This is a genomic window from Leisingera sp. S2M4, assembly GCF_055398055.1.
Map to the genome: position 1 here is coordinate 578,996 of NZ_AP040861.1, position 25,437 is coordinate 604,432.

At 58.3% G+C, this 25,437-nt stretch carries 23 protein-coding genes and 1 pseudogene; 15 read left to right on the top strand and 9 right to left on the bottom strand.

Features of this window, described 5'->3' with window-relative positions:
- Window positions 1-796 precede the first annotated feature (796 nt).
- Both ACZ52D_RS02865 and ACZ52D_RS02870 read right to left on the bottom strand, forming a co-directional pair.
- Entirely contained in the window at window positions 797-1,531 is a 735-nt protein-coding gene (locus ACZ52D_RS02865) for an HNH endonuclease (protein WP_464442493.1), read from the bottom strand.
- Window positions 1,518-2,876 (bottom strand): ATP-binding protein, encoded by a 1,359-nt coding sequence (locus ACZ52D_RS02870; protein ID WP_464442494.1) that lies wholly within the window; start codon window positions 2,874-2,876, stop codon window positions 1,518-1,520. Before ACZ52D_RS02870 ends, ACZ52D_RS02865 begins: the two co-directional genes overlap by 14 nt.
- A gap of 385 nt (window positions 2,877-3,261) precedes the next feature.
- On the opposite strand from ACZ52D_RS02870, the gene ACZ52D_RS02875 reads away from it, so the two are divergent.
- Window positions 3,262-4,464: an EVE domain-containing protein gene (locus ACZ52D_RS02875; RefSeq protein ID WP_464442495.1), complete on the top strand. Its 1,203-nt coding sequence runs from the start codon at window positions 3,262-3,264 to the stop codon at window positions 4,462-4,464.
- Between the two features lie 329 nt (window positions 4,465-4,793).
- On the opposite strand, the gene ACZ52D_RS02880 is transcribed toward ACZ52D_RS02875, so the two are convergent.
- From ACZ52D_RS02880 to ACZ52D_RS02905, 6 genes are read right to left on the bottom strand one after another with little or no spacing between them, the layout of a single operon-like run.
- Entirely contained in the window at window positions 4,794-5,786 is a 993-nt protein-coding gene (locus ACZ52D_RS02880; protein ID WP_464442496.1) for an alpha/beta hydrolase, read from the bottom strand.
- Window positions 5,749-6,789, bottom strand: a complete 1,041-nt coding sequence (locus tag ACZ52D_RS02885) for a TRAP transporter substrate-binding protein (protein ID WP_369924561.1) — start codon at window positions 6,787-6,789, stop codon at window positions 5,749-5,751. The genes ACZ52D_RS02880 and ACZ52D_RS02885 overlap by 38 nt, the downstream gene beginning before the upstream one ends.
- 51 nt (window positions 6,790-6,840) lie before the next feature.
- A complete protein-coding gene (locus ACZ52D_RS02890; protein ID WP_369924562.1) occupies window positions 6,841-8,130 on the bottom strand; it encodes a TRAP transporter large permease in 1,290 nt (429 codons plus the stop codon).
- Window positions 8,130-8,618 (bottom strand): TRAP transporter small permease, encoded by a 489-nt coding sequence (locus ACZ52D_RS02895; protein WP_222455163.1) that lies wholly within the window; start codon window positions 8,616-8,618, stop codon window positions 8,130-8,132. Before ACZ52D_RS02895 ends, ACZ52D_RS02890 begins: the two co-directional genes overlap by 1 nt.
- A gap of 34 nt (window positions 8,619-8,652) precedes the next feature.
- Window positions 8,653-9,726, bottom strand: coding sequence for an aldo/keto reductase (locus ACZ52D_RS02900; RefSeq protein ID WP_222455164.1), 1,074 nt, complete (start codon window positions 9,724-9,726; stop codon window positions 8,653-8,655).
- Window positions 9,723-10,094: a TIGR04076 family protein gene (locus ACZ52D_RS02905; RefSeq protein ID WP_369924564.1), complete on the bottom strand. Its 372-nt coding sequence runs from the start codon at window positions 10,092-10,094 to the stop codon at window positions 9,723-9,725. Before ACZ52D_RS02905 ends, ACZ52D_RS02900 begins: the two co-directional genes overlap by 4 nt.
- 84 nt (window positions 10,095-10,178) lie before the next feature.
- On the opposite strand from ACZ52D_RS02905, the gene ACZ52D_RS02910 reads away from it, so the two are divergent.
- The gene (locus ACZ52D_RS02910; protein WP_222455166.1) at window positions 10,179-10,826 is read left to right on the top strand and encodes a GntR family transcriptional regulator; all 648 of its coding nucleotides are present in this window, start codon (window positions 10,179-10,181) and stop codon (window positions 10,824-10,826) included.
- 464 nt (window positions 10,827-11,290) lie between these two features.
- On the opposite strand, the gene ACZ52D_RS02915 is transcribed toward ACZ52D_RS02910, so the two are convergent.
- On the bottom strand, window positions 11,291-11,857 hold the full coding sequence (locus ACZ52D_RS02915) for a LuxR C-terminal-related transcriptional regulator (protein WP_464442497.1): 567 nt from the start codon (window positions 11,855-11,857) through the stop codon (window positions 11,291-11,293).
- Between the two features lie 116 nt (window positions 11,858-11,973).
- On the opposite strand from ACZ52D_RS02915, the gene ACZ52D_RS02920 reads away from it, so the two are divergent.
- From ACZ52D_RS02920 to ACZ52D_RS02980, 13 genes and pseudogenes are all read left to right on the top strand, one after another.
- On the top strand, window positions 11,974-13,149 hold the full coding sequence (locus ACZ52D_RS02920; protein ID WP_464442498.1) for a thiolase domain-containing protein: 1,176 nt from the start codon (window positions 11,974-11,976) through the stop codon (window positions 13,147-13,149).
- A 25-nt stretch (window positions 13,150-13,174) separates the two neighbouring features.
- Window positions 13,175-14,686, top strand: coding sequence for a class I adenylate-forming enzyme family protein (locus ACZ52D_RS02925; protein ID WP_464442499.1), 1,512 nt, complete (start codon window positions 13,175-13,177; stop codon window positions 14,684-14,686).
- A 55-nt stretch (window positions 14,687-14,741) separates the two neighbouring features.
- Window positions 14,742-15,827, top strand: a complete 1,086-nt coding sequence (gene dctP / locus ACZ52D_RS02930) for a TRAP transporter substrate-binding protein DctP (protein ID WP_369926149.1) — start codon at window positions 14,742-14,744, stop codon at window positions 15,825-15,827.
- Between the two features lie 4 nt (window positions 15,828-15,831).
- Window positions 15,832-16,371, top strand: coding sequence for a TRAP transporter small permease subunit (locus tag ACZ52D_RS02935; RefSeq protein WP_369926151.1), 540 nt, complete (start codon window positions 15,832-15,834; stop codon window positions 16,369-16,371).
- A gap of 70 nt (window positions 16,372-16,441) precedes the next feature.
- A complete protein-coding gene (locus ACZ52D_RS02940) occupies window positions 16,442-17,758 on the top strand; it encodes a TRAP transporter large permease (protein ID WP_369926153.1) in 1,317 nt (438 codons plus the stop codon).
- Between the two features lie 877 nt (window positions 17,759-18,635).
- On the top strand, window positions 18,636-19,394 hold the full coding sequence (locus tag ACZ52D_RS02945; RefSeq protein WP_369926155.1) for a FadR/GntR family transcriptional regulator: 759 nt from the start codon (window positions 18,636-18,638) through the stop codon (window positions 19,392-19,394).
- 18 nt (window positions 19,395-19,412) lie between these two features.
- Window positions 19,413-20,390: a tripartite tricarboxylate transporter substrate binding protein gene (locus tag ACZ52D_RS02950; protein WP_464442500.1), complete on the top strand. Its 978-nt coding sequence runs from the start codon at window positions 19,413-19,415 to the stop codon at window positions 20,388-20,390.
- 4 nt (window positions 20,391-20,394) lie between these two features.
- Window positions 20,395-20,877: a tripartite tricarboxylate transporter TctB family protein gene (locus ACZ52D_RS02955; RefSeq protein ID WP_464442501.1), complete on the top strand. Its 483-nt coding sequence runs from the start codon at window positions 20,395-20,397 to the stop codon at window positions 20,875-20,877.
- A gap of 9 nt (window positions 20,878-20,886) precedes the next feature.
- On the top strand, window positions 20,887-22,386 hold the full coding sequence (locus tag ACZ52D_RS02960; RefSeq protein WP_464442502.1) for a tripartite tricarboxylate transporter permease: 1,500 nt from the start codon (window positions 20,887-20,889) through the stop codon (window positions 22,384-22,386).
- A gap of 21 nt (window positions 22,387-22,407) precedes the next feature.
- Window positions 22,408-22,947 (top strand): 2,4'-dihydroxyacetophenone dioxygenase family protein, encoded by a 540-nt coding sequence (locus ACZ52D_RS02965; RefSeq protein WP_464442503.1) that lies wholly within the window; start codon window positions 22,408-22,410, stop codon window positions 22,945-22,947.
- Window positions 22,944-23,717 carry an SDR family NAD(P)-dependent oxidoreductase gene (locus ACZ52D_RS02970; RefSeq protein ID WP_222455178.1) on the top strand — a complete coding sequence of 258 codons (774 nt, stop codon included), beginning with the start codon at window positions 22,944-22,946 and terminating at the stop codon, window positions 23,715-23,717. Before ACZ52D_RS02965 ends, ACZ52D_RS02970 begins: the two co-directional genes overlap by 4 nt.
- Window positions 23,718-23,735: 18 nt before the next feature.
- Window positions 23,736-24,749: a zinc-dependent alcohol dehydrogenase gene (locus ACZ52D_RS02975; RefSeq protein ID WP_464442504.1), complete on the top strand. Its 1,014-nt coding sequence runs from the start codon at window positions 23,736-23,738 to the stop codon at window positions 24,747-24,749.
- A gap of 125 nt (window positions 24,750-24,874) precedes the next feature.
- Window positions 24,875-25,296 (top strand): annotated as a pseudogene (locus ACZ52D_RS02980) (transposase).
- Window positions 25,297-25,437: the final 141 nt, after the last annotated feature.

Below are 25,437 nucleotides of genomic sequence, written 5' to 3' on the forward strand. Positions count from 1 at the left end.
TTTTGAAAGGGAACTCCCATAGGTCCTAACAGACCAAGCCGCCTCGGAATACGTCGGCTATTTAATATTTAATGAGCGCGCATCCCAACACGCCAGTTGAACCTGCACTGGCAGGTTTTTACACAAACCTTTGGCCAGAAAACGAACCACCGTTCACACACCACCTTTCGTCGCCGCCATGTGACTTTCGCGGATGATGTCTGTCCATGTAGAGAACTGGGAAAATCGAGCGCAAACCCGCCATGTGGCGATACGGCAAAAGCAGCGTTGCATAGATGGGCATGGGGTTGATCGCCAAATGACGGCAGCCAGCCCAATTCGGACGTTTGTACGAAGCGCGGCGACTTCCTCGCTGCAAGCGCGAAGGAACCAGCCAGATTTCCCGAGAGCAGACCTCCAGGGCTGCACAGTTGACCAAGACGATGCTGCGCCCCGCTCGAAGGTCGGAGGAGCGCAGGAAGCGACCTTTGCAAAGGCGGCCGTTTTGCGCAACTAACTGAGGCTTTGTGCTGAAGCGTAGCCTTCCTTTGCTGCCATTCGCTGCGACTGCGAGCTTCTAAAACTGGAGAATGGACGCAGTGCGGGACTAAGCCTAAGCTGTTGGTTACAGTATTTGCGTCGTAGTGACCGCTGCCAGTGTGAACGGCTCGCAGCCCTTTCAAATCATAGACGCATTAACTAGATTCCAATGAGCGCGGACGTTGTCCGCACTGCTCAGGATTGACCACAGGGCGCAGGCCGTTTCTTGGAGATACGTTCTATTCTTTCGTTTATCATGCGGCTATGAATACAACTATCAATCTCCAGCCGAATTCAGCATTCGGCGTCGACGGATTTCATTTGCAATCAATGAAGCGACTTGCGGTGCAGTGAATTGGCTAGTTTCACTTACTGCTGTTGCAATAAATGCTAGACGGCCGCGTTGCCCTGCGAGGCGTTCAGCTGCAGCCCGCCGTTCTAAGCTGTAGAGCGCGTTTAGCTTCAAGCTTCTAATGCATCGCTTTCCTTTTGCTGTTTTAGGGGTAAATACCCAATTCTTTCTAATTGATATATGCTCACTGAAATCATCAAGGTGTGGGTGGGGCCAGCGATATTCGCTGGTGTTGGAGATGTTTCTGCAGTTATATCTATTTAATACGGGGCACCGCTTTATCTCCACCTTCCGTCCAGCAATCAAGCTAATCGATTTTGATAACCGAGATGAAATTTTTCGAAAAACTGCGGATTTCTGAGAGTTGCAGGTAGAGCAGGAAAGCGCCAGATTTTGAGGTTCGAAGGTAAATTTAGAGAATGCGGATTTTTCAATGAAGTGCTCAAGGTGTGTATCTTGAATGTCTCCAAGCGGGCGGCGACAATAACAGCATCTGCCCACCTGTGCAATTCTCAGCGCATCCTTTACTCCCTTCTTAAATTCAATGACCGCTTTTGATTGGCTTTCCCATTTTACTCCAGTATAGCTAGAGGCATTATAGCCATCAGGGTAACCAGGTGTCGGATTCACTCTCTCAAAGCAGATATTAATCTGTGCCATCTACTCGCTCGTCTTCAATTAGCGCCTCAATAATTAAGCGCAGGGGATCACTGCTTGGTAGAGCATTCTGTACATCAAGTAAATCTTCGCGCAGTTCAGCAAGAATAGATTCACCTTTCTTTCCGAGTTCTGTAGCATCCACCGCTCTGCTTACGAGGTCAGCTACATACGGATTTCGGCTCGAGGTCACCCCAAAGTTATCAAAAAGTATTCTGTCGCTTGTCAGTCCAAAGCTATCTTCGGATTGTATTCTTTGGAAATCTGCGTCCTCCATATCGACAATACTGCTACCCTGTTTGACGGCACTAACAATCAGTGGTGAATGTGTTGATATGACAACGTGCAAGTTCTTGAAGTGGCTAAAAATTTCCTGACAGGCCTCCATGAACCCGAGCTGCCACTCAGGATGGAGACTGTTTTCCGGTTCATCTATTAGCACTACTGCATCGTCTTGGCACGCAAATCCTAGCGCCAGGATCGTCGTCAGAATATGGAATTCGCCTGAGCTAAGTTCGAAAGCTGAGAACGTCTTCTCCTTGGCGATGGGTGCTACGCTTACTTCTCTAAGTTTCAATAATCCGCACATCAATCCAAGGCGAGCAACGTTCTCCTCTATTCCATCGTGCAGGTCCTCTTCCGCCGAAACCTTGAGGCGGAACCTTCTTTTCCTGGACAGCGCCTCCTGCAAATCATCGAAACATTTGCGATCGAAGGTTTGAATTAGAAACGCCGCGGCACTTTTTGATAGTCTTGGTAAGGTGGTTTTGTTATCCAAATAATCGCCTTCTGCGATGCGTTTGCAGTGATCGAACAGCTCAGGCTCTTCCTCTGAGTTGTACCTCTTAGGTGTGCGGGGGCGGCTGTGCCAAAGGTCAAGATGCAGCTCGGGTTTTAGGTTTGCAAAATCGAAAGCCGCACCAAAAAATGGCAGAAAAATACGCTTTTTTCTTCCGGGGTCCAGGGCATAATTCAGGAGGGTTTCGAGAGGTTGTTTTTTGCTAAGAAGGTTTGCTCCGACACGCTGCCCAATGTATACGTAGTTTGGCAGATCAAATTCTGTTGGGCGGCCGCCTAAATCTTTTGCTGGAAACCTATCAGACGCCGTTCCAGAGATGCAAATTATGGAATAATCCTTTTCGTATGTCTCCCTCTTAGCGTAAACGACCTGAGAAGTATCCGAATTTCCAGTAAGGGCCGCAACTAACTCTCCAAGCGCTCGACTTTTGTTCGATCCATTTCTGCCTGTAATAACTGTGATGTAACTTTCATGTTCCTCAAATTGCTCTGGTAGAAGGTAGACGGTCTTGCGGCTTCCGTTTGTCGTTTTGAAATCAATCTTTTCCAAATATGGCATTTTCGTTTCTTTTTCTAAGCTGAACCGATGAAGAGAACACAGATCTCTTACGTTTCAAGCGCTTGAGACAGAGCGACATCCTCTGCCTTCTATAAAGGTGATGGGTGTCTTGCGCTGAAGTCAACCCGTATCGCTTCCCTTTCTGGCGACATGGTACTGCGCAGAGCCTTCGCCTAGATAAAATGACCTGCCCACACTGGTCCTTCGTTTATCGAGAAAGTTTGCGGGTTTTGCTCTGAGGCCCAACGTTGGACCGCCAGAATCTGGTTTTTTCAGGGGGTAGAGCAGTCCAACATCTCGGAACCTCTTAAAATTGCGCACTAAATATTCCTGTGCGTTTCGATGACTTTGCAAATCATCGCATGTTAACTGAGCATTGTTCAACCTGAAGAAAGTACTCGCCGTGACCGCCTGGATATTTCAATGCAATCCTGATCACTACGATATCGATGGACTTCTGGCCACTGAAACCAAAGAAATTCTCTACGCGGCGAACCAAAGCCCAGGTCGAATGGCTCAAGGTGATACTGTGTACATTTGGAGGTCACAGGGAAAACAAAAGGCTGTCGCGGGGATCGTGGCAAAAGGCCGGTTGTTGGGTAGTGCCAGCGAACGTGCCGACGATGGGTCTGGAAGCGCGTTCTGGATTGATCCTTCTGACGCCAACGTCCGAAAAAGTCGCGTCGGCCTAAAAATCGAAGAGGTCGCGAACGAAAAAGAAGTCATTCAACGCGCCTGGATGCTGGAAGACCCAATCCTCCAGGATCTGACGATCCTGAAAATGGCTAATATGTCGAATTACGTTGTCGAAGGAGACCAACTTAAGCGGATCGAAGAGCTTTGGGAAAACACGGGCCTTTCGTGGTCCCGTGCCCAGAGCATCGCGGCCTTACGTGTCTATCATCAGACTTACGGCGGCACTCTCTCTCAATCGCCGGGTTCACCCATCTCGCAAACGGCCACCTTGATTGGACGAACGTTGACGCGGGTCCACGACAAAGTGCTTAACTTTCGCCACATCGACCCGAGGGACAAAAGGGCTGGATTGTCCGGTGCCGGATCGGTGGATCGCGAAGTTTGGAGCGAGTTTTTTCTACCTGAGACTGGTGAGATTGACAGCGAGGCATTGGAGGTCGAATTCCAAAGGCTCTGGGCTGATCCAACACCCAAAACGTCGCAACTTCAAGCACGTGAAACTGGACCGCGGACAGCTACCTATCGTCCGGGCCCGACTCCGCAAGCTGGGGACTACACAGTTTCCGTCAGTAAACATGATGAGTGGTTCGTCTATGTTTTGGAGCTAAGCAACAAGAAGGTCATCAAGGTCGGAATGTCGCACGAACCAAAGGCCCGCCTGAAACACTACAACCACACCATCATGCCGGAGATAACCGGCCTAAGGTGGAGGCTCGCATTCACTCATCCTGTTTCGGACGCTGAAACAGCACAGGTAATAGAGCAAGCCGTCTTGGGAAGCTTTGCCAAGTACCAGCTCCCTAGCAACGGAGAGATTCTTCAAAACGTGGAGGTGATGAAAGTTCAATTGGCGATAATCAGCGCAACTGGATTGACGGCTTAAATGAAATCAACATTCGTGGCGCTCGACAGCTATTCGACGCTCATCTAGCCGTGCCCAACAGTGTTGAGGCTCGACAAAGCAGCCGTTCAGTTCGTTGGCCTCAAGAGCTTCTTAGTCCCGCACCACTGACCTTCGAAGGTTGTCGGTCGCTGCACCTGCGGCGAAGGTCAGCTCTTCTTTTTGCGCCTGCGGCATGGATCGCCCGCAAAGCCGCAAGATCTGTCGACTTTGCAAAAGTCGCTATCTGCGCTTCGCCGACATCGGTGCCAAGCGCGGCATCGCCTTCCCCAACTGGGCAACTCGAAGGTCCGCTCTAGGAAAATTACAGCTTAAGCGGCGCTTTCGTTGCTCCAGGTACGAATGTCGCGACTTGGCTGAGCCTGATCGTAAAGACCGTGTATCTGGTGTTCAGGTCTTGCAAGCGCATCGAAAATGTCGAAATGGTGTTTGTCCGGCTCTTCCCAGATTGCCACCTCCGCTCCAAGCCCGGCCCACATTGACGCCAAAAGCCGATTCTGGCGTAAAAACTCGGCCCGCTCACTAGCACCGACCCAACAGCACATCCGCAGGCCTTCGGGGGGATGCAGCAGCGCCGGGCTTTCGCGCATGGCTTCTTCGACATCCAGACGCAGGCTTTCGTTCATTTTCAAACGCAAGAATGGCCGCAAATCGCTTAGGCCGGATATCGGGATCACCATCGACAACCGACTTCGCGCTTGCTCCGACAAGGTGGAGCCCTGGGCGCAGACCCGGGCCACCAGATGCCCGCCTGCGGAATGCCCGGCCAGGACAATGGGGCCCTCTACCTGCGCAGCCGCCGTGTCCACTGCCTGTGCGATTTCGCGGCCTATGTCGGTGATGCGAACCTCCGGGCAAAGAGTGTAGCCCGGCATTGCAACCGCATAGCCATGCGCCAGAGGCCCTGCCGCCAGATGGGACCAATAGCTGCGGTCCAAGGTGTGCCAATAGCCGCCGTGAACAAAGACAAACAGTCCGCGCGGCTTACCTTCAGGCAAGAACAGGTCAAAGCGTTGCCGCTGACCGCTCCCATAGGGCTGATCAAGGACCGCGCGCCCCAATTCCGTCATGTCCTGCCGGAACTTTGCTGCGGGCGCGACCCAGGCGTCCGGCCAGCGGTCGCTGCGGTGGATATGTGAAGCATTGGAATAGGCACGATCCCAATCGTCGATTTTGTAAAACATGAACAGTTCCGTTTTTGCGCCGCCCCTGCGTGGGGTGAAGCAGGACCCAATGGCCCTGCCCTGGTGTTTTTCCGATCCGGTTTCAGTTCCGGTCCACGCCCAGTTCTTCGGCAACCTCATCCAGTTGCTCCTGATAAAAGGCAACCGCTGCGTCCGCATCCACGCCTTTTGCTTTTGCGTCTTCGGTCCACTGGTCCCAGATCGGCGCAAGCCGCTCCTTCATCTCGTCCAGATCGGCGCCGGTCAGTTCGATCCGCGTCAGCCCGCCCGCCATCAGCTCATCAATTGCTTTCGCGTTATGCGCCTGCCAGACAGTGGCGAACTTGCTCACCATCGCCTCACCCGACAGCGCGTTGATCGCCTCTTGATCCTCGGGGCTGATGCGGTTCCAAGCAGCATCGCCGACAACGATGAACTGGCTGGAGGCGGCAAAGCCGCCCGGTACGGTCATCACAACCGGCATGTGCTCAGACATGTTGAAGTCAAGCACGGTGCCATAGGTCTGGAACATCCCGTCGATGATCCCGCGGGAAATCTGGTCATAGGCCTCGGTCAGCGGCGAGGAGATCGACACCAGCCCCAGCTTTGTTGCGATCTGTTCGACAATGGCACCCGGAACACGAATGCGCAGGCCATCCAGATCGTCGACGCCTTCCACGCCAGCGCGTGTGAACAGCTGATAAGAGCCCGGAACCCAAAGGCCCAGCAGATGCGTGCCTTCGTGTTCATTCGCCTCCATGAAGTACTTCTGATAGGTGCGCCAGTTCGCGATCGAATTGACCTGCGCGTTCTCGGCCGTAAAGGGCAGTTCGACCATTTCTGTCAGTTTGAACCGCTCCGGCGTATAGCCGTGGACGCCAAAGGCAATGTCGGCGACACCGTTGCGCACCATGTCAAAATGCGCGCCCGGCGCCCCAAGGGCAGGCAGGATCTGCACGGACACCCGGCCTTCAGTCGCGGCTTTGACCTCTGCGGCCCAGGGCTCGATCATATCAGTCAGAATTGGGTGGGTCGGCGGCAGCCAGTTGGAAAAGCGCAGAACCACGTCCTCTGCCAATGCAGATGTGGCGCTGGCCAAAAGGGTCAGGCTTGAAACTGCGGCAATGAAATTTCGTCTGATCATAGTCTAGTCTCCGTGTTGGTTTTGTTATGTTTTTTCTATTCTTTAGGGGTCCTACATCAGCCTCGGCAGCCATAGGGCCAGACCGGGAATGAGGATGAGGAGAAGGATGCGGATCGCATCCGCCGCAACGAACGGGGTCACACCGACGAACATCTTGCGCAGTGGCACTTTGGGCAGCACCCCTTGCAGGACATAGATATTCATCCCCACGGGCGGTGTGATCAGTGCCACCTCAACCAGCGTGACAACGAGGATGCCGAACCAGATCGGATCGTAGCCAAGATGCAGGATCAGCGGAAACGTGATGGGGATGGTGAGCAGCAGCATCGACATGCTTTCCAGAACGCAGCCCAGGATCAGGTAGATCGCCACGATCACCAGCATCATGGCCCATGCCGGAAGATCTAGCCCGGCAACAAAGCTGTTCAGCGCCGCGGTGAAGCCGGCAACGTTGATGAAGTTGCCAAACACCTGCGCCCCCACCAGAACAAAGAAGATAGACGCGCTCATGATCGCGGTTTGCCCTAGTGTTTGCAGAAAGCTCCACAACGTCAATTTGCGCCGCCAGACAGTGATCGCCAAAGCGCCAACAGCACCAACGCCCGCGGCTTCGGTCGGGGTGAAGAAATTCCCGTAGATCCCGCCGATGACAAGACCGAACAGCAAAATGACGGATCCGACCGCACGCAGCGCCACCAGCCGTTCACGCCAGTTGCTGCTTTCCCCTGCAGGCCCCGCCGCCGGGTTCAATGCGGTGGAAACAACGACCGCGCCCACATATAGCAACGCGCCCAGCAGGCCAGGCAGGATGCCCGCGATGAACAGCTTGCCGATGTCGGTCTGGGTCAGGATGCCGTAGACAATCAGGACGATGCTGGGCGGGATCATGATCCCCAGGGTGCCCGCCGCCGCGATGGAGCCGGACGCAAGGGAATCGTCGTATCCATAGCGTTTCATCGATGGATAAGCGACGCGGCCCATGGTGGCCGAAGAGGCAAGGCTGGAGCCGCAGACAGCTGCAAACATGCCACCGGCAATGATGGTGGAAATCGCCAATCCGCCGCGCCGGTGACCGACAAAGCGATACGCCAGATCGAACAATTCCTTTGAAATCTCGGCCCGGCTGATCAGATTGCCCATCAGCATGAACAACGGGATCACCGACATGTTGAAGTTGTGGACCGTGCGATAGGCCGTGTCCGCCGCCATGTATCCGGCCGGCCCCCAATCCACGATCCAGGCGAAACCGCCGACGCCAATCGCCAGCATCGCCAGGGCAATCGGCACCTCCAGAAACAGCAGCAGGAAAAGCAGCGCCAACGCGCAGAGCATGACCGTCATCAGACTTCTCCCATACCCTCGGAATCCGGTGCCTTGCGACTGAACGGCAATACAATGGCGGACACCATGCACATCGCAGCCGCGAACCACGCAAACGGCGCCAGCGGGAAGCCTGCGAAAATTGCCCGCGCCCCGGCACTGCTCATCTGATTGCCAAGCCGCAGCAAGTGCCAGGCAAAGAACAGGTAGACTGCGACGCCGACGCCCCGGCTCAAGGCCATGAACAGAAGATCCACCCACCGGTAGCGGTCGGCGACTGTCCGAAAGAGCGTCACGCGCACATGTTCCTGACGCAGCGTGACAATCGGCAGCGCCGCAAAGACCATCGCACCAACGGCGATTTCAGTGATCTCATAGGCGCCGGGGATCGGACGGTTCAGGCCGCGCAGGATCACGTCCGAAAAAGACACCGCCATCAGGACAACGATGCAGAACGAAGTGAGCAAGTATAGCGGAAACAAAATCCTGGAGGCGATGGTATAGGGCATCACACCTCCTCTCGAACAGCGGACAGATTACGGATCATGCCCCGTGAACCTTGTCAGCCGGGTTTGTATTGAGATTGTACTTCATGATCTTGCCATGCCGCCCATTGCGGTCCCCTTCGAGCCCGTAAACCGGACCATTGGGCCCCGCTGCCTGTTCCAGCACGGCAGCGATCGCCGCACGGTCCTCGGCATCAAGGGACACTTTGAACACCTCGAGAGTCTTGGGCAGATGGCGCGCGTAGCGCGCGCCGACTATGGCGCCCGCGACCTGCGGCTGGTCCAGCACCCAGCGGGTTGCGATGGTAGACAGCGCAACGCCATGCTTGTTTCCAATGTCCTGCAACACCTGGAGCAGCGACTGGAACAGCTCCCACGATCCGAATTCATCTATGATGAGCCGGTACTTGATGAGGCTGCGGTTTTCGAACACAAACCCCGGATCGGGCTTGCCGAGCCAGTTCTCGGTCAGAAATCCCCCTGCCAATGTGCCGTAACACAGGATCTGAACATCCCGGCGCGCGCCCCAATCTGCAAAGGTCCCGGCCGGCCTGCGGTCCAGCAGCGAATACTGCACCTGCGCGGACACCACGTCGAACCCCGCATCAATGAACTGGTCCATAACCGGAGCGTCCCAGTTGGTCGCTCCCAGATTGGCGATCTTGCCTTTGCGCTGGCAATCCTTCAGCACCTCAAGCTGTTCGACCGCATTGCCCACGGCCATGTCCCACCAGAAGAATTGAACCAGCGGGATACGGTCGATCTGCAGGCGTCGCAGGGACCGGTCCACGATCGCCTCGACCTCTTCCGGCCGGATGTCCGCCAGGCGCGACAGGTCGGGGACCAGTTTGGTGTGGACCACCACGCGGTCCGCCACCTCGGAACCGCGGCGGCGCCGGACATCCGCGATGAAATGGCCGATCATCTCTTCAACGCCGGTATAAATGTCTGCGCAATCGAACGTCGTGATCCCGGCGTCAAGAAAGGCTTCCATGTCTGCGATAGCATCCTGCTTTCGCACCTCCCCGTGGCCGCCGGCCAGCTGCCAACCGCCCTTGATGATGCGGGACATGCGGTGGCCGGGGCGCAGTTCTGCAGTTTCCACGGTCATTTGTCTTCTTTCCAATAGGGCGTGCCGCGCTGGTCCGGCAGGCCTGTTGTGGCCGCATGAGAAAACCAGCGCTTGTTTTCGCGGTGAATACGCAGCCGCCCGCCGCAATGCGGATCCGGGCAGGCGACCTCGGCATCGGTCGTCATCCAATCGTCGGCATCCGTCTCTCGCTGCTTGGCCGCAAGCAACGGCAGAACCGACGACAGGGCATACATCGAAATCCGGGTGTCCTGATCAAACACAAGGTTCTCGCCGACAACGCGGAAGGCCTCTCCTTCAACATGCCGGCACACCGGTGTCCGTCCGTCCAGCACGGTCTCAACCTTCAGATCGTAGAGCCAGAAACCCCGCTCTTTCTTATCCTCCATACCGCGCCTTTCCATGCTTGACCGACTCCACTGTGATGTGTGATATTTTATCAAAGATACGTTTCTAAGCTGTCAAGGGCGAACATGAGCACACCGATCATTCCCCGCATCGATCCCCTGAAACTGCGTGAAAATGTCTATTTTTCACTCCGCGACGCCTTCACCCGCGGCGCATTTGCCCCTGGCGACGTGCTGAGCCTGCGCTCTTTGGCCGATCAACTCGGGGTTTCCATGACCCCCGTGCGCGAAGCGGTGCGGCGGCTGGTAGCGGAGGGCGCACTTGTCGATACGCCATCGCGCACCCTAATGGTTCCAGCTTTCGACGCGCGGCGCGCCGCAGACCTGAAGGCCGCGCGGTTGGCGCTGGAAAGCCTGGCTTTGGACCAGGCGATGGACCGGATCAATGATGCCGACATCGACCAGCTTGAAGAGATCCTGTCGCGGCCTTCGACCAGCACGACAGGACAGCCCGACCTTGTCGCAAATCACGACTTCCATCAAATGCTGTACGGCTTTAGCCAGTCAGAGATCCTGCTGCCGATGATCGAGGCTCTTTGGCTTCAGTATGGCGCATATTTGAACCTAATCATCAGCACCCCCGCCTCAAGTGAGATCGACGAACACGCGCATCACCGCGCGCTTATCGCCGCCCTGCGTGAGGGACGCAGAACCGACGCACATGCTGCACTGAAGGCTGATATCACCCGGTCGTTTCATATCTTACTGCCCTAGGTCAGCCTCTGAATTATGTCTTCCTGCCCTTTTTATGGACCGGAACGGGGCACAACGAGGATGTAAAGCAGCTTAAGCCGCTCGGCGCGGATACGCCGAGCGCAGAGGTGGTCTTCGCTCCGGCCGAAGGCAAGATGGAGACGCAGCAGGTTCTGTTCGGACCGATCGACGGCATTGAATTGCGTTGATGCTGGCACGCTGTGCGGGCCTGACCCCAAAGGGGTCGGAATAAGCGCGCAATTTTTCGCGGTGCTTGTTTATATCGCTGAAGAAAACGATGTGGTCAGTTGCTTAATATCCGCTCTTGCGTCCAGGCGGACTGCGCGTTCGCGTTAGCAGCGAAATCACATTCTCCGCCGTTGCACACTCCCGCTTCCTGCCTATTGCGAGACTCCACCTGGTTATCGTGGGCTGCAATGCAGTCAGGAAGTGCCTTTATTCGTGCGGCTTTGTGAATGCGCCTCTCAACTCTGTACAATCATTTTTGCAACGAGTTCTGCCGCATTCTGGACACCGAGCTTCTTCATGACGGAGCTGCGATGAACTTCTACGGTTCGAGGGGATATTCCCATCGCAAGGCCCGTTTCCTTGCTGGTGAAGCCATTTACAATATGTCGGGCAACCTCGCGTTCTCTGGGCGTTAATGTGGAGGACGTCGACGGTCGGGTTTCCAAGTGATCGAACGTCCAAACCATCAATCGAAAGGGATCGGTCGGGGTCAAAGTCCGTCCTGACGCTCGGGTCCAGATGACCTCACCGCTGCGGCATTGCATGAAGCGCTCGTCCGTATAACGCGGCCGACCATCCAGCCAGCGCCGCCAACGGGAGCCTGTCTTTTCGTAATCGACACTTGAGGGGTAGAGGATGCGGATTGATTGTCCTTCAAGTTCAACGCGGGACCAGCCAAAAATGCGCTCCACCTCCGTATTCACAAGCTGAATTTTGCGATTCGACAGCACCATTAGGCCGATCGGAGCGTCCATGAACCCCGTCAAAATAAGGTCGGACTCCGAAATCTGGTCGTAATCCATGGGCCGCTTCCTTTCTCTGCACCTGCATCTACGTAGTACATACGTATTTTTATACGTAGTTCCACGGATAGCTGAGATATTTTTTTTCCAGCACCTTTGTTCCCGGAGGACATTACATGACCCAGGAAATTTATATCACAGGCTCTGGCCACACTCGGTTTGGCCGCCTCGATGCCACGCTCGAAACGCTGATCGTCGAGGCCGCGCGTGAAGCACTGGAGGAAGCACAGATTCCGCCGGCTGAAATCGACGCCATTTTTCTCGGCAACTTCAATTCCGGACTTGTGCCTGACGGGTTTGCCTCCTCACTCATTCTGCAGGCGCATCCTGACCTGCGCTTTACACCTGCTGCGCGCTGCGAAAACGCCTGCGCCTCGGGCGCGGCCGCGATTCATGCCGGGCTGAACGCCATTTGGGCGGGCCAGGCACGGAACGTTCTGGTGGTTGGCGCCGAAAAGATGACGCACCGCTCCACGCAAGAGGTTACCGCCGCCCTGGCGGGTGCGGGATATCAGAATAATCCGGCAGAAGCGGCCCTGAGTTTTCCGCAGGTCTTTGCCCTTGCGGCTGATCAATACGCGGAGCGCTATGGCGATCCGCTGGATGCGATGGCGCGTATTGCGGCAAAGAACCATGAAAACGCAATGAAAAACCCGCTGGCCCATATGCACAAGCCGCTGGCCTATGAGGTGTGCCGCGAGGTGAGCGAGAAGAACCCGCTTATCGCACCGCCTTTGCGGCTGAGCGATTGCTCTTTGGTCACGGATGGGGCCGCTGCGATTATTCTGAGCGCCTCTGACGCCCACGCTGCGGATGCAGTGGCCCGCGTGCGGATTGCAGCCGCCGAGCATGTGTCCGATTTCCTTCCGATGAGCCGCCGCGATTTCGTGGCATTCGAAGGGCCGGAGCGCGCCATTCGCGCGGCCTATGACGCGGCCGGGATTACGGTTGCAGATCTGGATTTCGCAGAAGTCCACGACTGTTTCACCCCGGCGGAGCTGCTGATCTATGAAGCGATGGGGCTCACCCCCAAGGGTCAGGGCGCGCAGGCGCTGGAGCAGGGCACCGTCTATGCGGACGGGCGCACTCCGGTAAACTTGTCCGGCGGTCTCAAGGCCAAGGGACACCCGGTCGGTGCCACCGGCGTGTCGATGCATGCACTGGGGTTCCGGCAATTGACCGCGCGTGCTGGAGGGATTCAGCGTGCCGGTGCCGAATGGGGGCTCGCGTTCAACATGGGCGGCGCGGCCGTCGCAAATTACGCAACCATTTTGCAAGCCGATCGCGCCTGAAGATCACCCGGGAACTGCTAAAACTATGAATATCGCAAATTGGCTGTATCAGACCGCCTTGTCCTGGCCCGCCCGGCCGGCACTCTATCAGGGGGACGTCCTTCGCCAGACCTATTCCGACTTGTTGCAGGCGGTCTGCAACCGGGCCGCCTGGCTGCGTGACCAGCATGGCATCCGCAGCGGTGACCGGGTCGCGGTCTTTGCCAGAAATGCGCCGGAGTATATCGAAGTACTGCATGCCTGCTGGTGGCTCGGGGCTGTTGTTGTCCCCGTCAATTTCAAACTGCACCCCCGTGAAGCCGAGTGGATCATCCGCGATGCCGCTGCGGCGCTGACACTGACGGAAAGCGGAACGGTGTTTGCGGCTGAAGACGGCATCGCCGAGGCAAAGCTTGCAGCACCGGTTGCAAATCAGGGCAAGATCACCGCGCCCGAACCGGTCTGTACACAGGCGCTCGCATGGCTGTTCTACACCTCGGGTACCACCGGCACACCCAAGGGAGTCATGCTCAGCCATGACAACCTGCGGCACATGACCCTGTGCTATGCGCTGGATGTCGATGCCGCCCAACCCGATGATCACATGCTTTATGCCGCGCCCATGTCCCACGGTGCAGGGCTTTACATGTTCGCGCAGATCCGCGCGGGCGGCGCGCATCTCATCCCTGCGTCGTTCGGGTTTGACTGCGAGGAGATCATTGGCCTCGCCGAAACCCGCGGCAACCTCGTGTTCTTTGCGGCGCCAACAATGGTCAAACGCTTGATTGCCGCTGCGAAACAGCAGGGCTACGCGGGGGACGGCATCCGCACCATCATCTATGGCGGCGGGCCGATGTATGCCCATGACATCGACGAGGCGCTTGCCTGTTTCGGTTCGCGTTTCGTGCAGATCTACGGACAGGGCGAATCTCCCATGACAATCTCTGTGCTGTCGCGCGATCTGGTCGCGGATCAGACCCATCCGCGCTGGAAGGCGCGGCGAGCCTCTGTCGGCATTGCGCAAGGGGCTGTGAAACTGGCGGTTCTGGGCACCGATGGAGAGGTTTTGCCAGCGGGTCATACCGGGGAAATCTGTGTCCAGGGCCCAACCGTGATGACTGGCTACTGGCAAAACGAACCGGCTAGCGCGCAGGCGTTGAAACAGGGTTGGCTGCACACCGGCGATCTGGGCCATCTCGACGAAGACGGCTTTCTCTACCTCACCGACCGCTCCAAGGATGTCATCATCTCGGGTGGCACCAACATCTACCCGCGCGAGGTCGAGGAAACGCTTCTGGCCCACCCTGCGGTCTTTGAAACAGCCGTCATCGGCGAACCGGAGCCGGACTGGGGCGAGCAGGTTGTTGCATATGTCGTGTTTGAACCCGGCAGCAGCGCCAGCGAGGCCGAGCTTGACAGCTGGTGCCGCCAGCATATCGCCGCCTTCAAACGCCCCAAACGCTATGTGGTCGTCCCGGAGTTGCCCAAAAACAGCTACGGCAAGGTCTTGAAAACCGATCTGCGCTGCCGCACAGGAGCCGAGGCCGCCCCCGCATAAGCCCAAGCGAATTTTTCCGGGCACGAGGAGCCCGGTTCCAACGGAGGAGAACCCAATGAAAAGACGCGACTTTCTGAAAAGCTCAGGCGCTATGGCCGGCGCGGGGCTGATCGCGGGCCTGCCCGGCCTTGCCCATGCCGCAACCTCGCTGAAATTTGACAGCTATGTCAGCGAAACCGCCGGCCCGTCCTGGATCGACCGCTGGTTCCTCGAAGAGCTTGCCAAGCGCAGCAATGACGAGATCGGCATCAAATACTACTGGGCGGGCAGCCTCAACAAGGTCGGCGAGCATCTGGGCGCGGTGCGCGACAGCACCAGCGAGATGACCCTGATCTCGCCGGGCTATTATCAGGCGGAACTGCCGGTCACGCGTGGTCTTGAATGGTATTTCCGCATGGAACGCGCCGACGAGCTGCAACTGGTGTGCCGTGACGTCTTCGAAAACTTCGCGCCGCTGCGGCAGGAATGGGAAGACCGTCACCGCAGCAAGGTGTTGTACTGGACCAACTGGAACTACGCGCCTCTGGTGATGCGCGATCCGATCAGCTCGATCGCCGATATCAAGGGCAAGAAGATCCGCGGCTACGGCGTGGCCACCGATGTGATCGAAAGCCTGGGCGGCATTGCCGTTCCGATGGCCGCGGGCGAGGTCTACCAGGCGCTCGAACGCGGGGTTCTCGACGGGGTCTACGGCTTCGATTTCGTCACCGCTGTCGCCTACAAGCTGCATGAGACCGCACCGAATTTCTACGACATCGGCGACGGACCGCATGCGCCTGCCGCCACCATCATGAATCGCCGTGTCTGGGAGGGTCTGCCCGCCGAACACCAGCAGATCTGCACCGATCTCGCCGATGAGCTGTATGGCGGAAAATTCACCGAGATCTACAACAAGGTGCTGACCGACTACGTCCAGAAAGCGCAGGCAGAAGGCGTGGTGCTGTCCTCCCTGTCGGACGAAGAAAAGCTGCGCACCAAGGCCGTCGTGCAGCCGGAGCAGGTCAACAAATGGGTCGACACCGTGGCGCGCCCCAACGGCATCGACGGCGCGGCCATGCAGGCCGTTGTAGAAGAGGCGATTGCCCGTCACGCGGGCACCGGGGCGATGAAACGTCCGGTCGAAATCGCGGCGGGCCTGTAGGCCGATGCTGGCGCGGCTGAACCGCCTGGTCGACGGGGTTTCCCGGATCACATCATGGGTGGCGCTGGGGTTCCTCGCCTTCATGATGCTGGCCATCACAGTGGATGTGGTGGCCCGCGCCGCCCTGGGACGCTCTGTGCCCGGGCTGTTTGAAATGACGGAAATGTCCATGGTGATGGTGGTCTTCATGGGGCTGGGCGCAACCCTGCTTGATGACGGACACATCCGGGTCACCATGCTGACCGATGCGCTGCCCGGTCCGTTGTCGCGCGCAAGCACGGCCCTGGCCTGGCTGTTTGCCGCGCTGACCTTTCTGATGCTGGCCTGGCCCGCGACGCTTGAGGCGGCATATTCGTTTTCGATCCGGGAGTTCCGCTGGGGCTATTTTCAGGTGCCGATCTGGTGGGCAAAGATCGCGGTCGCCGCGGGGCTTTGGTTTGCTGCGCTGCAGGCCGCTCTGCACAGCCTGCAGATCGCGCTGAAGCAAACCGGAGCGCAGCTCGACACGCCCTCCACCGGTGCGCGGAACACGCGGCTGCACTAGCCGCCCGCGCCCGAATGGTCCCGGCGGATGCCTCCGGGACCGCGACTTTGCATTTCACAGGACATCGACAATGGATGTGACACTCATCACCCTGCTCGCCGTCGGGCTGATCTTTTTCCTCATGGCCCTGGGCACCCCGGTCTTTGCGGCACTGGCCCTGTCGGGGGCTTTCGGCATCGTCATGGTGGAAAACCTGGGCTTCCTGCTCGCGCGGTTGAAGTCGTTTTCCTTCAGCCACACCGCCAGCTACGCGCTGACGGTCATTCCGCTCTTCATCCTCATGGGGGCCTTCGCCCATCATGCACAGGTCGGGAAACGGCTGTTCTATGTGGCAAATAAATGGGTGGGGCATCTTCCGGGTGGGTTGGCGATGGCCAGCATCCTGACCTCCGCCGGCTTTGCCGCGACCTCCGGCTCCTCGGTGGCGACGGCGGCCACGGTCGGGGCGGTGGCCATTCCGGAGATGAAAGAAAAGGGCTACGATCCGCGCCTTTCGGCCGGGGCGGTGGCTGCCGGCGGCGTGCTGGGCGTGCTGATCCCGCCCTCTGTCCTACTCATCTTCTATGCCGCGCTGACCGAGGTGTCGGCTGGCAAAATGCTGATCGCGGGCTTCGTTCCAGGAGTAATCACCACGGTCGCCTTCATGATCGGCGTGGCCGTGATCGGCCGCCGAGTTCAAACCCGCTCCACCCGTGCCCCCAAGGCAACCTGGGCAGAGCGGCTGTCGTCGACCACACAGGCCTGGCAGGTGCTGGTCCTGTTTTTGATCGTGCTCGGGGGCATATATCTCGGTCTCGTCACCCCGACCGAAGCCGGTGCGGTCGGCGCGCTTGCGGCCCTGCTGATGCTGGTTTTCGCCCAATCGGCACGCGGGCGTCTCGGCCATGCGCTCTCCGAGAGCTTCCGGTCTACCGCCACCACCACGGTGATGATCCTTTTCACCATGATTGGCGCGGGCATCTTCAGCTTTTTCCTGACGTTGGTGCAGGTGCCGCAGATGATCGCCGGCGCCGTCACCGAAAGCGGTATTCCGCCCCATCTGATCGTCGCCGTTCTTCTGTTGCTTTACATCCCGCTCGGCATGTTTCTCGATGCCTTCTCAATGATGGTGATCACGCTGCCCATCGTGTTTCCCACTGTTTTAGGGCTGGGCTTCGATCCGATCTGGTTCGGTATCCTCTGCGTCAAAATGTGCGAAATCGGGCTGATCACCCCGCCCGTCGGCCTAAATTGCTTCGTGATCGCTGGCATTGATCGAGATACCCCGCTGCCCGACGTGTTCCGGGGCGCGCTCTGGTTCGTGGCAATTGAGATGGTGACTGTAGCCCTTATCTTTGCCTTCCCCTCCATCATCACCTGGATGCCCGACACAATGATGGCCCCGTAGCCGATGCGCCCTAAGAAGATGTTTGCCCCCTCTTTGCAGGTGCAACGCCACTCCTGCAAAGGGGGGCCTCCATAGCGGGATGTGATCGCACTGACCTACCCTAGAAAAGGTGGCCAGCTTCACTCTGGAACGGTGGGGGGGTTAGCGCGCTGCTGAAAACACAAGATGCTAATGGTACTGATAGAGGTAATCGTCCTTGGCTTTGCACCGGAGGGCCCTGAAGAGGAGGTAGCTAGCACCCTTTTGAAAGAAACCGACCATTTGGAACCACGGGCTACGCCAGTTTCGCCTAATTCCATGCAAAAAGCTCCTCCAACCCATTGACCTTTTGATCGCGGATGCGGGCGAGTTCTTAGCCCAGCCAAAGGCTGACAACCCCGCGATGCCGTTGCGCATGTCTGTGACGCCGAAGACAAGATACTCCCGAGCACCAGTTCCCGGGCCGATCATGCTGCCTCCACTCCGTGGATCAGCGGGTTCGCCCCCCTGCTTCCAGATCACTGGGAAACCGGAGGCACCGCCCGTTGACCAGGCTCAGCTCAGCTTGAACGGAACGGCTGGCAACCGGCAAAAACGCGCCCCCTCTGTCATCCTGCGAGAAAATTCTACCTCCGCATCCCCTCAAGATTGGAACGATTACCGGTAGAAACGGAAGAAAGACTGAAGCGTTTCTATGAAGAGCCAGAAATTGACTGGTATTACAACGACCAGTAAGCGCGAGCCGGACCAGTCAGATCAGCCTTCCCACTACTAGACGCCACAATTTTTATTGTATGATAATTTAACGCCATTAATAATATCATTGACAGGTGCATTGATTCATCATACCAAACCAGCGACGTTGCGGACGTAAGCTGCAGTGTCGATGGAGGGTTCGGTGGACAGATCAATCAACAAAGCGTTGAAACGCGACAGCCTGAACAGGTCGGCTAAGGGATCCGAAATGTTGGAAACTCTCGGGCGCCGCATCGTATCGGGTGAATACGCCGTCGGTGAAACCCTTCCGATCGAGGCTGAGCTGATTGAAGAATTTTCTGTCAGTCGCACCACACTTCGAGAGGCGATCAAGACACTTACCGCGCTGGGTCTCCTGGAGGTCCGGCCCAGGCATGGGACCCGCGTTCGTCCGCAACGTGAATGGACCTTGCTAAACCGAGACGTGCTCCGCTGGATGCAGCCCGTTAACGGTTTCAACGTGGAGCTGTCGACGGCAATTGATGAAGCGCGCGAGGTTTTTGAACCCGCAGCCTGCGCCCTGGCCGCGGTCCGGGCTGACCGGAAAGAGATCACCCGTATCCGGTTGGCTTATGAAGCGATGGAGCAGGCCGCTGCAGAAGACGATGTTCCCGCAGCGATTCAAGCAGACAAGGAATTTCACCTGTCGATCCTCGCCGCGACCGGCAACCCCATACTGGAGGCCTTTGACACGGCTATCGATGCGGTTTTGGGGCAGCTCTTTCGCGCGGCTATCGAAGTCCACATGGAAAGTTTCCGCAAGAACCTAGTCAATCACCTGCGGGTTCTCGAGGCAATTGAGCAAGGCAAGCCGGAGGAGGCGCGCCAAGCAATGCTAGATATGATCAGCCTCACACGCCGCCACTTGAAGAATTACAAGATAATCCAACCAAACAGCTGAAAATAAGGAGGAAATTTCATGCTGAAGAACACCCTGCTGGCGATGGCCGCAGCGGTGGCCGCTACCGGTGCGGCCGCTGCAAATTACCCGGAAAAGCCCATCACTATGATTGTCCCTTGGAACGCTGGCGGCGGCACGGACGCCATCGCCCGCACCTTGGCCAGCGGCCTGGAAGAGGAGCTGGGTGTTCCGGTCGCTGTCGTGAACCGCTCCGGCGGAGCCGGTGTTGTCGGCCACAACGCGATGGTGACGGCCCCTAAGGATGGCTACACCATTGGATTCGCGACCGCCGAGATGCTGACCTACTATTGGACAGGCAATGCCGAATTCTCCGTGGATGATTTCACGCCGCTGGCGCTGGTAAACTTTGATCCTTCCGCGTTCCATGTCTCCGCTAGCAGTAGCTGGGAAAATCTGGACCAGGCGATTGCCGCGATCAAAGCAGAGCCTGAAGGGACCTACAAAATGTCCGGCACCGCTGTCGGCGCCGCCTATCATCTGGCATTCGCTGGTTTCCTGCAGCAACAGGGCGTCGACCCGCTGAAGGTCACGATGGTTCCGTCCCAAGGCGCAGCCCCCGGCTTTCAAGAGCTCGCGGCGGGCGGTGTGGAGATCATCCCCTCGTCGCTGCCCGAAGGCAAAACAATGATGGACGCTGGCCTGTCCAAAGCGATCGCGGTCTTCGCCGATGATCGCAACGCGTCCTTCCCGGATGTCCCGACAGCGTCTGAGCAGACCGGAACGCCCTATGCGGCGGGCACCTGGCGCGGGCTTGTCGGCCCAGCTGACATGGATGCCGAAGCCGCGGAAAAACTGGAAGCGGCCGCGCAAGCTGTCTTTGAAAGCGAGAGCTTTCAAACCTTCATGACGCAGCAAGGCTTCGGCGCACAGTATCGCGGCGGTGATGACTTTGGCACCTTTCTGAAGGCCACGCACCGAAGCATCGGAGAGGTGATGCAGTCCATCGGCCTGTCCCAACGCGCAGACAAGGGCTAAGACGATGCGGCTCCCCGATACCTATACCGGATTGGCCGTTGCCTGTCTTGGCGGCTTCGTCGTGCTGCGGGCCACTGGCTTCCCGGAGCCGACGGGAGCCGCATCCCCACGGCTTTTCCCCTACATCATCGGCAGCGCCTTTCTTGTTCTGGGGCTAGCGATTGCGGCGCGCAGCCTGTGCGCGCCTCAAGGCCGGGTCACCGACGCCTTCCGGCCGCTGGCAAACGACTGGCTGCGCAGGCCGCGGCACCTGCTGCGGGTGCTTCTGATCCCGGCAACCGTGGTTCTGTTCGGCCTCCTGTCCCCTGTTGTCGGGACCATGCTGGTGGCGGTGCCCCTGATCTTCCTCAACGCCTTGGCCTGGCAGGAAAAGCCTGTGCCCGCCTTGGTTTCATCAGTGGTGATCTGCGTCACCGTCACCCTGTTCTTCACCAAGGTGATGCGCGTACCGCTGCCCACCGGGCCGCTACCTGGTCTCTGGTTCTGAGGTTCCGTCATGGATATTTTTCTCTCCTCTCTGGAAATGGTCCTGACGGTTCAGGTTCTTGGCGTCATCCTGCTTGGCGCTGTCTTCGGACTGTTCGTCGGAGCCACACCTGGTCTCAGCGCCACAATGGCTGTTGCCCTGCTGGTTCCGGTGACGTTCTTTCTGTCGCCGGTCGCCGCCATCGGCGCCATCGTGGCCTGTTCAGCCATGTCGATCTTTGCCGGCGACATTCCCGGCGCGCTGCTGAGGATCCCCGGCACCCCCGCCTCGGCTGCCTATATGCGGGAGCTCGACGCGCTGACCCAGAAGGGGCGCCTCGATCTATCTCTGGGCCTCTCGATGTGCGTCTCGGTCACCGGCGGGCTCATCGGCACCCTTGTTCTGGTGGTGGCCGCGCCGCAATTGGCCCGCATCGCTCTAAAGTTTTCCAGCTTTGAATATTTCTGGCTCGCCCTCCTCGGCCTGTCTTGCGCGACAATGGTTGCGGGGCGCGACCGGCTGAAGGGCATGGTGTCATTGCTGCTGGGCCTGGCGCTGACCATGGTCGGACTGGATGTTACCACCGGCCTGCCGCGCTATACCTTTGGCATCATCGACCTGCAGGCCGGTGTTTCACTGATTGCCGTGATGATCGGGGCATTCGCGTTGGCCGAAATCCTGCGCACCGCCTCACGCGAGCTTAGTAGGCCGCAAAAACCGGCGACAGCAGGGCTGTCGATCCTCAAAGGCCAGTTCGGCAACCTGTGGCGGTTCAAGCTGCCTGTACTGCGCGGCAGCCTGATGGGCACCGTAATCGGCGCCCTGCCCGGCGCCGGCGCCGACATCGCCGCCTGGATTGCCTTTGCGGTCAGCCAGCGGTTCTCCAAGGTCAGGCAGAACTACGGCAAAGGAGAGCCGGAAGCCATCGCGGGCTCGGCTTCCGCCAACAACGCCGCGCTGTCCGGCAGCTACGTGCCCGCGCTGGTGTTCGGGATCCCCGGCGACTCGATTACCGCGATCGTGGTGGGGGTTCTGGTCCTCAAGGGCATCCAGCCCGGCCCGATGGTGCTGCTGACCTCGCCGGATCTGGTGAATGCGATCTATATCGTGTTTGTCCTGGCCAACCTGCTGATCATCCCGCTGGGCCTGGCCGCGGTCATGGGCGGCCGCCATGTCCTGGGGCTGCGCCCCGGCCTTCTGTACCCCGCGATCCTCTTGATGTGCGTACTGGGCACCTTTGCCACCAACAATGCGCTGTTCGATCTGTGGACGCTGGCCGCCATCGGGGTGCTGGTCTGGATCATGGAAGCCAATGACTATCCCGCGGCGCCGATGGTGCTGGGCCTGGTGCTGGGCAAGATCGTCGAGGAAAGCTTCATGTCCAGCATGATCAAGGCCGACGGCAACCTGCTTGGCTTTTTCGAACGCCCCATCGCCGGAACTCTGGGGGTCATTACGATCCTGGTCTGGCTGGTGCCCCTGCTGCTTTCACTGCGCGGCCGCCGTGTCGTGCGCTCTGAACTCTCATAACTCAACCAAAGGACTAGCCCCATGCCTGTCGAAGCCGACAAGGTCGAAGACCGCAACGACGCACTGACACCCTATCAGCTACCGTTCCCGCAGGACGCCGCTGAAGAAATCGTCATCCCCGAAGCCATCGCGACCGACGAACGCATCTGGGTGCCGCAATCGGAAAACGTCTCCTTCCGCCCGCTGTGCCTGAACGCATCGCAAGGCTACTGGATGAACCTTCTGCGGGTGCGCAAATCCGGTGTGCTGTCGCGCCACCGCCACCCGCAGCCGGTGCATGGCTTTGTGCTGAAAGGGCGCTGGCACTATCTGGAGCACGACTGGGAAGCCCGCGAAGGCGGCTATGTTTACGAGCCTCCGGGCGAGACGCACACACTGGTCGTGCCCGATGACGTGATCGAAATGATCACCTACTTCCAGGTGAACGGTGTCATGCTCTATGTTGACCCCTACGGCAAGACGATGGGCTACGAGGACGTCTTCAGCAAGATCGAGATGTGCCGCAACCACTACGAAGAAGTCGGCCTGGGCGCCGCCTACGTGGACCAGTTCATCCGATGACGGCCGGGTCTGAAAAAACCGGCGCCTGGGCGGCGCCCTTTCTTGACGGTCGGCGGGTGATGGTCACAGGCGGCTCGTCCGGTATCGGCCGTGGCATCGCCGAGGCCTTTGCGCGCGCGGGATCGCATGTCGTCGCCACGGGCGTCACCGGGCCCGAGGTCGATGCGGCCACGGAATGGGCCGCCGCTGAGGGGCTGTCCTCCCGCCTGTCCTTCCGCCAGCTCGACGTCTGCGACAGCGACGCCGTGACCCGGGACATTGGCGGCATTGACGATCTGTTCGCCTTGGTCTGCTGCGCCGGGGTGATCCGGCGCGGTGACGAACTGTCGCCGGACGTCTTCGCCAAAGTGGTCGACGTGAACCTGAACGGAGCGATGCGCTGTGCCCACGCGGCAAAACCGGCGCTGGCAAAGACCGGCGGCTCGATCGTGATGACCGCATCCATGCTGTCATTTTTTGGCGGCGGTCTGGTGCCGGGCTATTCGGCCTCCAAGGGCGGCGTGGCCCAACTGACCAAATCCCTGGCTATCGCATGGGCAGCTGATGGCATTCGGGTGAATGCCATTGCACCGGGATGGATCAAGACGCCGCTCACCGCGGCGCTGCAAGAGGATGAAAACCGCGCGCAGCCGATCCTGTCGCGCACCCCGATGAACCGCTGGGGCGAGCCCCAAGACCTCGCGGGCCCGGCAATGTTCCTGACCACGCCACTGGCGGGCTTCATGACTGGCACCGTGGTGCCCGTGGATGGCGGCTACGCGATCGCGTGAACAACGAAAGATCCAAATATGAAAGCGCTGGTCTATACCGGACCGCGCACCGTCGAGGTGCGCGACATTCCCAAGCCGCAGCCAAACGCTGGTGAAATCTTGCTGAAGATCCGCTACTGCGGGGTCTGCGGTACAGATATTGGCATTTTTGGCGGCACCCACCCCCGAGCCACCGCCCCGCTTACGCTGGGCCACGAACTCGTCGGAGAGGTGGTCGATGGGTCGGACCGTTTTGCCGCCGGTCAGCGCGTGGTTGCTTACCCCCTGCTCTCTTGCGGGACATGTCATGCGTGTCGGACAGGGCAGCCGCATGTCTGCGACAGTTTGCGGCTACTTGGCATCGACATGGAAGGTGGCATGGCGGAATACCTCGCCGTGCCCGAGGACATGCTTTTTGCGATCCCGGATGATCTTAGCGATCAGATCGCTGCGCTGGTCGAACCGATGGCCGTAGCACAGCGCGCTGTTGAACAGTCTGGCCTTCGGCTGTCAGATCGGGCCACAATTCTTGGTGCCGGACCAATTGGACTTCTGGTGGCCCTGGCCGCCCGCCAGGCTGGCGCTGCAAAGATCATTGTGTCTGATATCGACCCTTTTCGCCTGTCACTGGCTGCATCCTTCGGCTTCACAACTGTCGATCTGCGCAACCAGGACCTAACCGAAAAGATTCTGGCCGAAACCAACGGCGACGGAGCTGATGTTGTTTTTGAGTGCGCAGGGGCCGAAGCGGCTGCGCGGGACATGACCCGCGTCACCCGATCCGGCGGAACAATCTGTCTCGCGTCCCTTCATAAGGCTCCCAGCCCCGTTGCTCTACTGGACATTGCCTTCAAGGAGCTGCGACTGATCGGCTCACGCGTTTATACAAAGGAACAATTCCAACGCAGCATTGAGCTCGCGTCCACCTTGGCCGATGATCTAGAACAGTTGATAACTCGCACTTTACCGCTGAGCGCTGCAAGTTCCGCTTTTGGCCATGTCTCTGACTTACACAAGAACGATGTGAAAGTTTTGATCAACTGCAAGGAGTAATGTCACGATAACTCATCAGTTTTACTCATGAACCGCCCCCCTAATCTGAGGAGGTGTCTAATTAGGCCGTGTTGACAAAAGGGATTCACAGGCAGGGCTGAACGTGATTCAAGCTGGTATCTGCGATGGAGACCAGCTTGGCACGAGACCTTATGTCGGACGAAGAATGGGTATTCTTTGAGCGTTTCATCCTTTCTGCCCGCGCCCCGAACGGACGCAAACCGGCCAACCACCGGCTTGTTCTTGATGGGATATTCTGGATTGCCCGGACCGGCGCGCTATGGCGCGATCCTATGATGGCGACAGCATCAGGGCGAAGCTGAATGCGCGAAACGTCCTGCCCGTTATCCCAATGCGAAAATCCCGTAAGAAGCTTATCGATGTCGACCGCTCGCTTTACCGCCTGCGCAACCTGGTCGAGCGCTGCTTCAACAAACTAAAGAAGGCCCGCCGCGTGGCAACTCGCTACGACAAAACCATGGAAAGATTCCTGGGCTTCATCGACATTACATCCATCCGGCTTTGGCTCAGACATTTGTCGACATGACCTAAACACGCCGTGGCATCTGAGGGTGATTTGACGTTCAACGCGCTCGCATCATCCAAGGTAGCCACGAACGGCAGCTCAGGGCTCAGACCAGCCCAATGCATCCGCGGCGTGTCCCAAAGAACAGGCGACCTAACAACG

Coding starts and splice junctions, on each gene's coding strand:
- ACZ52D_RS02865 (WP_464442493.1), bottom strand. CDS start 1,531: ATGGCACAGATTAATATCTGCTTTGAGAGAGTGAATCCGACACCTGGT.
- ACZ52D_RS02880 (WP_464442496.1), bottom strand. CDS start 5,786: ATGAGGTTGCCGAAGAACTGGGCGTGGACCGGAACTGAAACCGGATCG.
- ACZ52D_RS02885 (WP_369924561.1), bottom strand. CDS start 6,789: ATGATCAGACGAAATTTCATTGCCGCAGTTTCAAGCCTGACCCTTTTG.
- ACZ52D_RS02890 (WP_369924562.1), bottom strand. CDS start 8,130: ATGACGGTCATGCTCTGCGCGTTGGCGCTGCTTTTCCTGCTGCTGTTT.
- ACZ52D_RS02895 (WP_222455163.1), bottom strand. CDS start 8,618: ATGCCCTATACCATCGCCTCCAGGATTTTGTTTCCGCTATACTTGCTC.
- ACZ52D_RS02900 (WP_222455164.1), bottom strand. CDS start 9,726: ATGACCGTGGAAACTGCAGAACTGCGCCCCGGCCACCGCATGTCCCGC.
- ACZ52D_RS02905 (WP_369924564.1), bottom strand. CDS start 10,094: ATGGAGGATAAGAAAGAGCGGGGTTTCTGGCTCTACGATCTGAAGGTT.
- ACZ52D_RS02910 (WP_222455166.1), top strand. CDS start 10,179: ATGAGCACACCGATCATTCCCCGCATCGATCCCCTGAAACTGCGTGAA.
- ACZ52D_RS02915 (WP_464442497.1), bottom strand. CDS start 11,857: ATGGATTACGACCAGATTTCGGAGTCCGACCTTATTTTGACGGGGTTC.
- ACZ52D_RS02920 (WP_464442498.1), top strand. CDS start 11,974: ATGACCCAGGAAATTTATATCACAGGCTCTGGCCACACTCGGTTTGGC.
- ACZ52D_RS02925 (WP_464442499.1), top strand. CDS start 13,175: ATGAATATCGCAAATTGGCTGTATCAGACCGCCTTGTCCTGGCCCGCC.
- dctP (WP_369926149.1), top strand. CDS start 14,742: ATGAAAAGACGCGACTTTCTGAAAAGCTCAGGCGCTATGGCCGGCGCG.
- ACZ52D_RS02935 (WP_369926151.1), top strand. CDS start 15,832: ATGCTGGCGCGGCTGAACCGCCTGGTCGACGGGGTTTCCCGGATCACA.
- ACZ52D_RS02940 (WP_369926153.1), top strand. CDS start 16,442: ATGGATGTGACACTCATCACCCTGCTCGCCGTCGGGCTGATCTTTTTC.
- ACZ52D_RS02950 (WP_464442500.1), top strand. CDS start 19,413: ATGCTGAAGAACACCCTGCTGGCGATGGCCGCAGCGGTGGCCGCTACC.
- ACZ52D_RS02955 (WP_464442501.1), top strand. CDS start 20,395: ATGCGGCTCCCCGATACCTATACCGGATTGGCCGTTGCCTGTCTTGGC.
- ACZ52D_RS02960 (WP_464442502.1), top strand. CDS start 20,887: ATGGATATTTTTCTCTCCTCTCTGGAAATGGTCCTGACGGTTCAGGTT.
- ACZ52D_RS02965 (WP_464442503.1), top strand. CDS start 22,408: ATGCCTGTCGAAGCCGACAAGGTCGAAGACCGCAACGACGCACTGACA.
- ACZ52D_RS02970 (WP_222455178.1), top strand. CDS start 22,944: ATGACGGCCGGGTCTGAAAAAACCGGCGCCTGGGCGGCGCCCTTTCTT.
- ACZ52D_RS02975 (WP_464442504.1), top strand. CDS start 23,736: ATGAAAGCGCTGGTCTATACCGGACCGCGCACCGTCGAGGTGCGCGAC.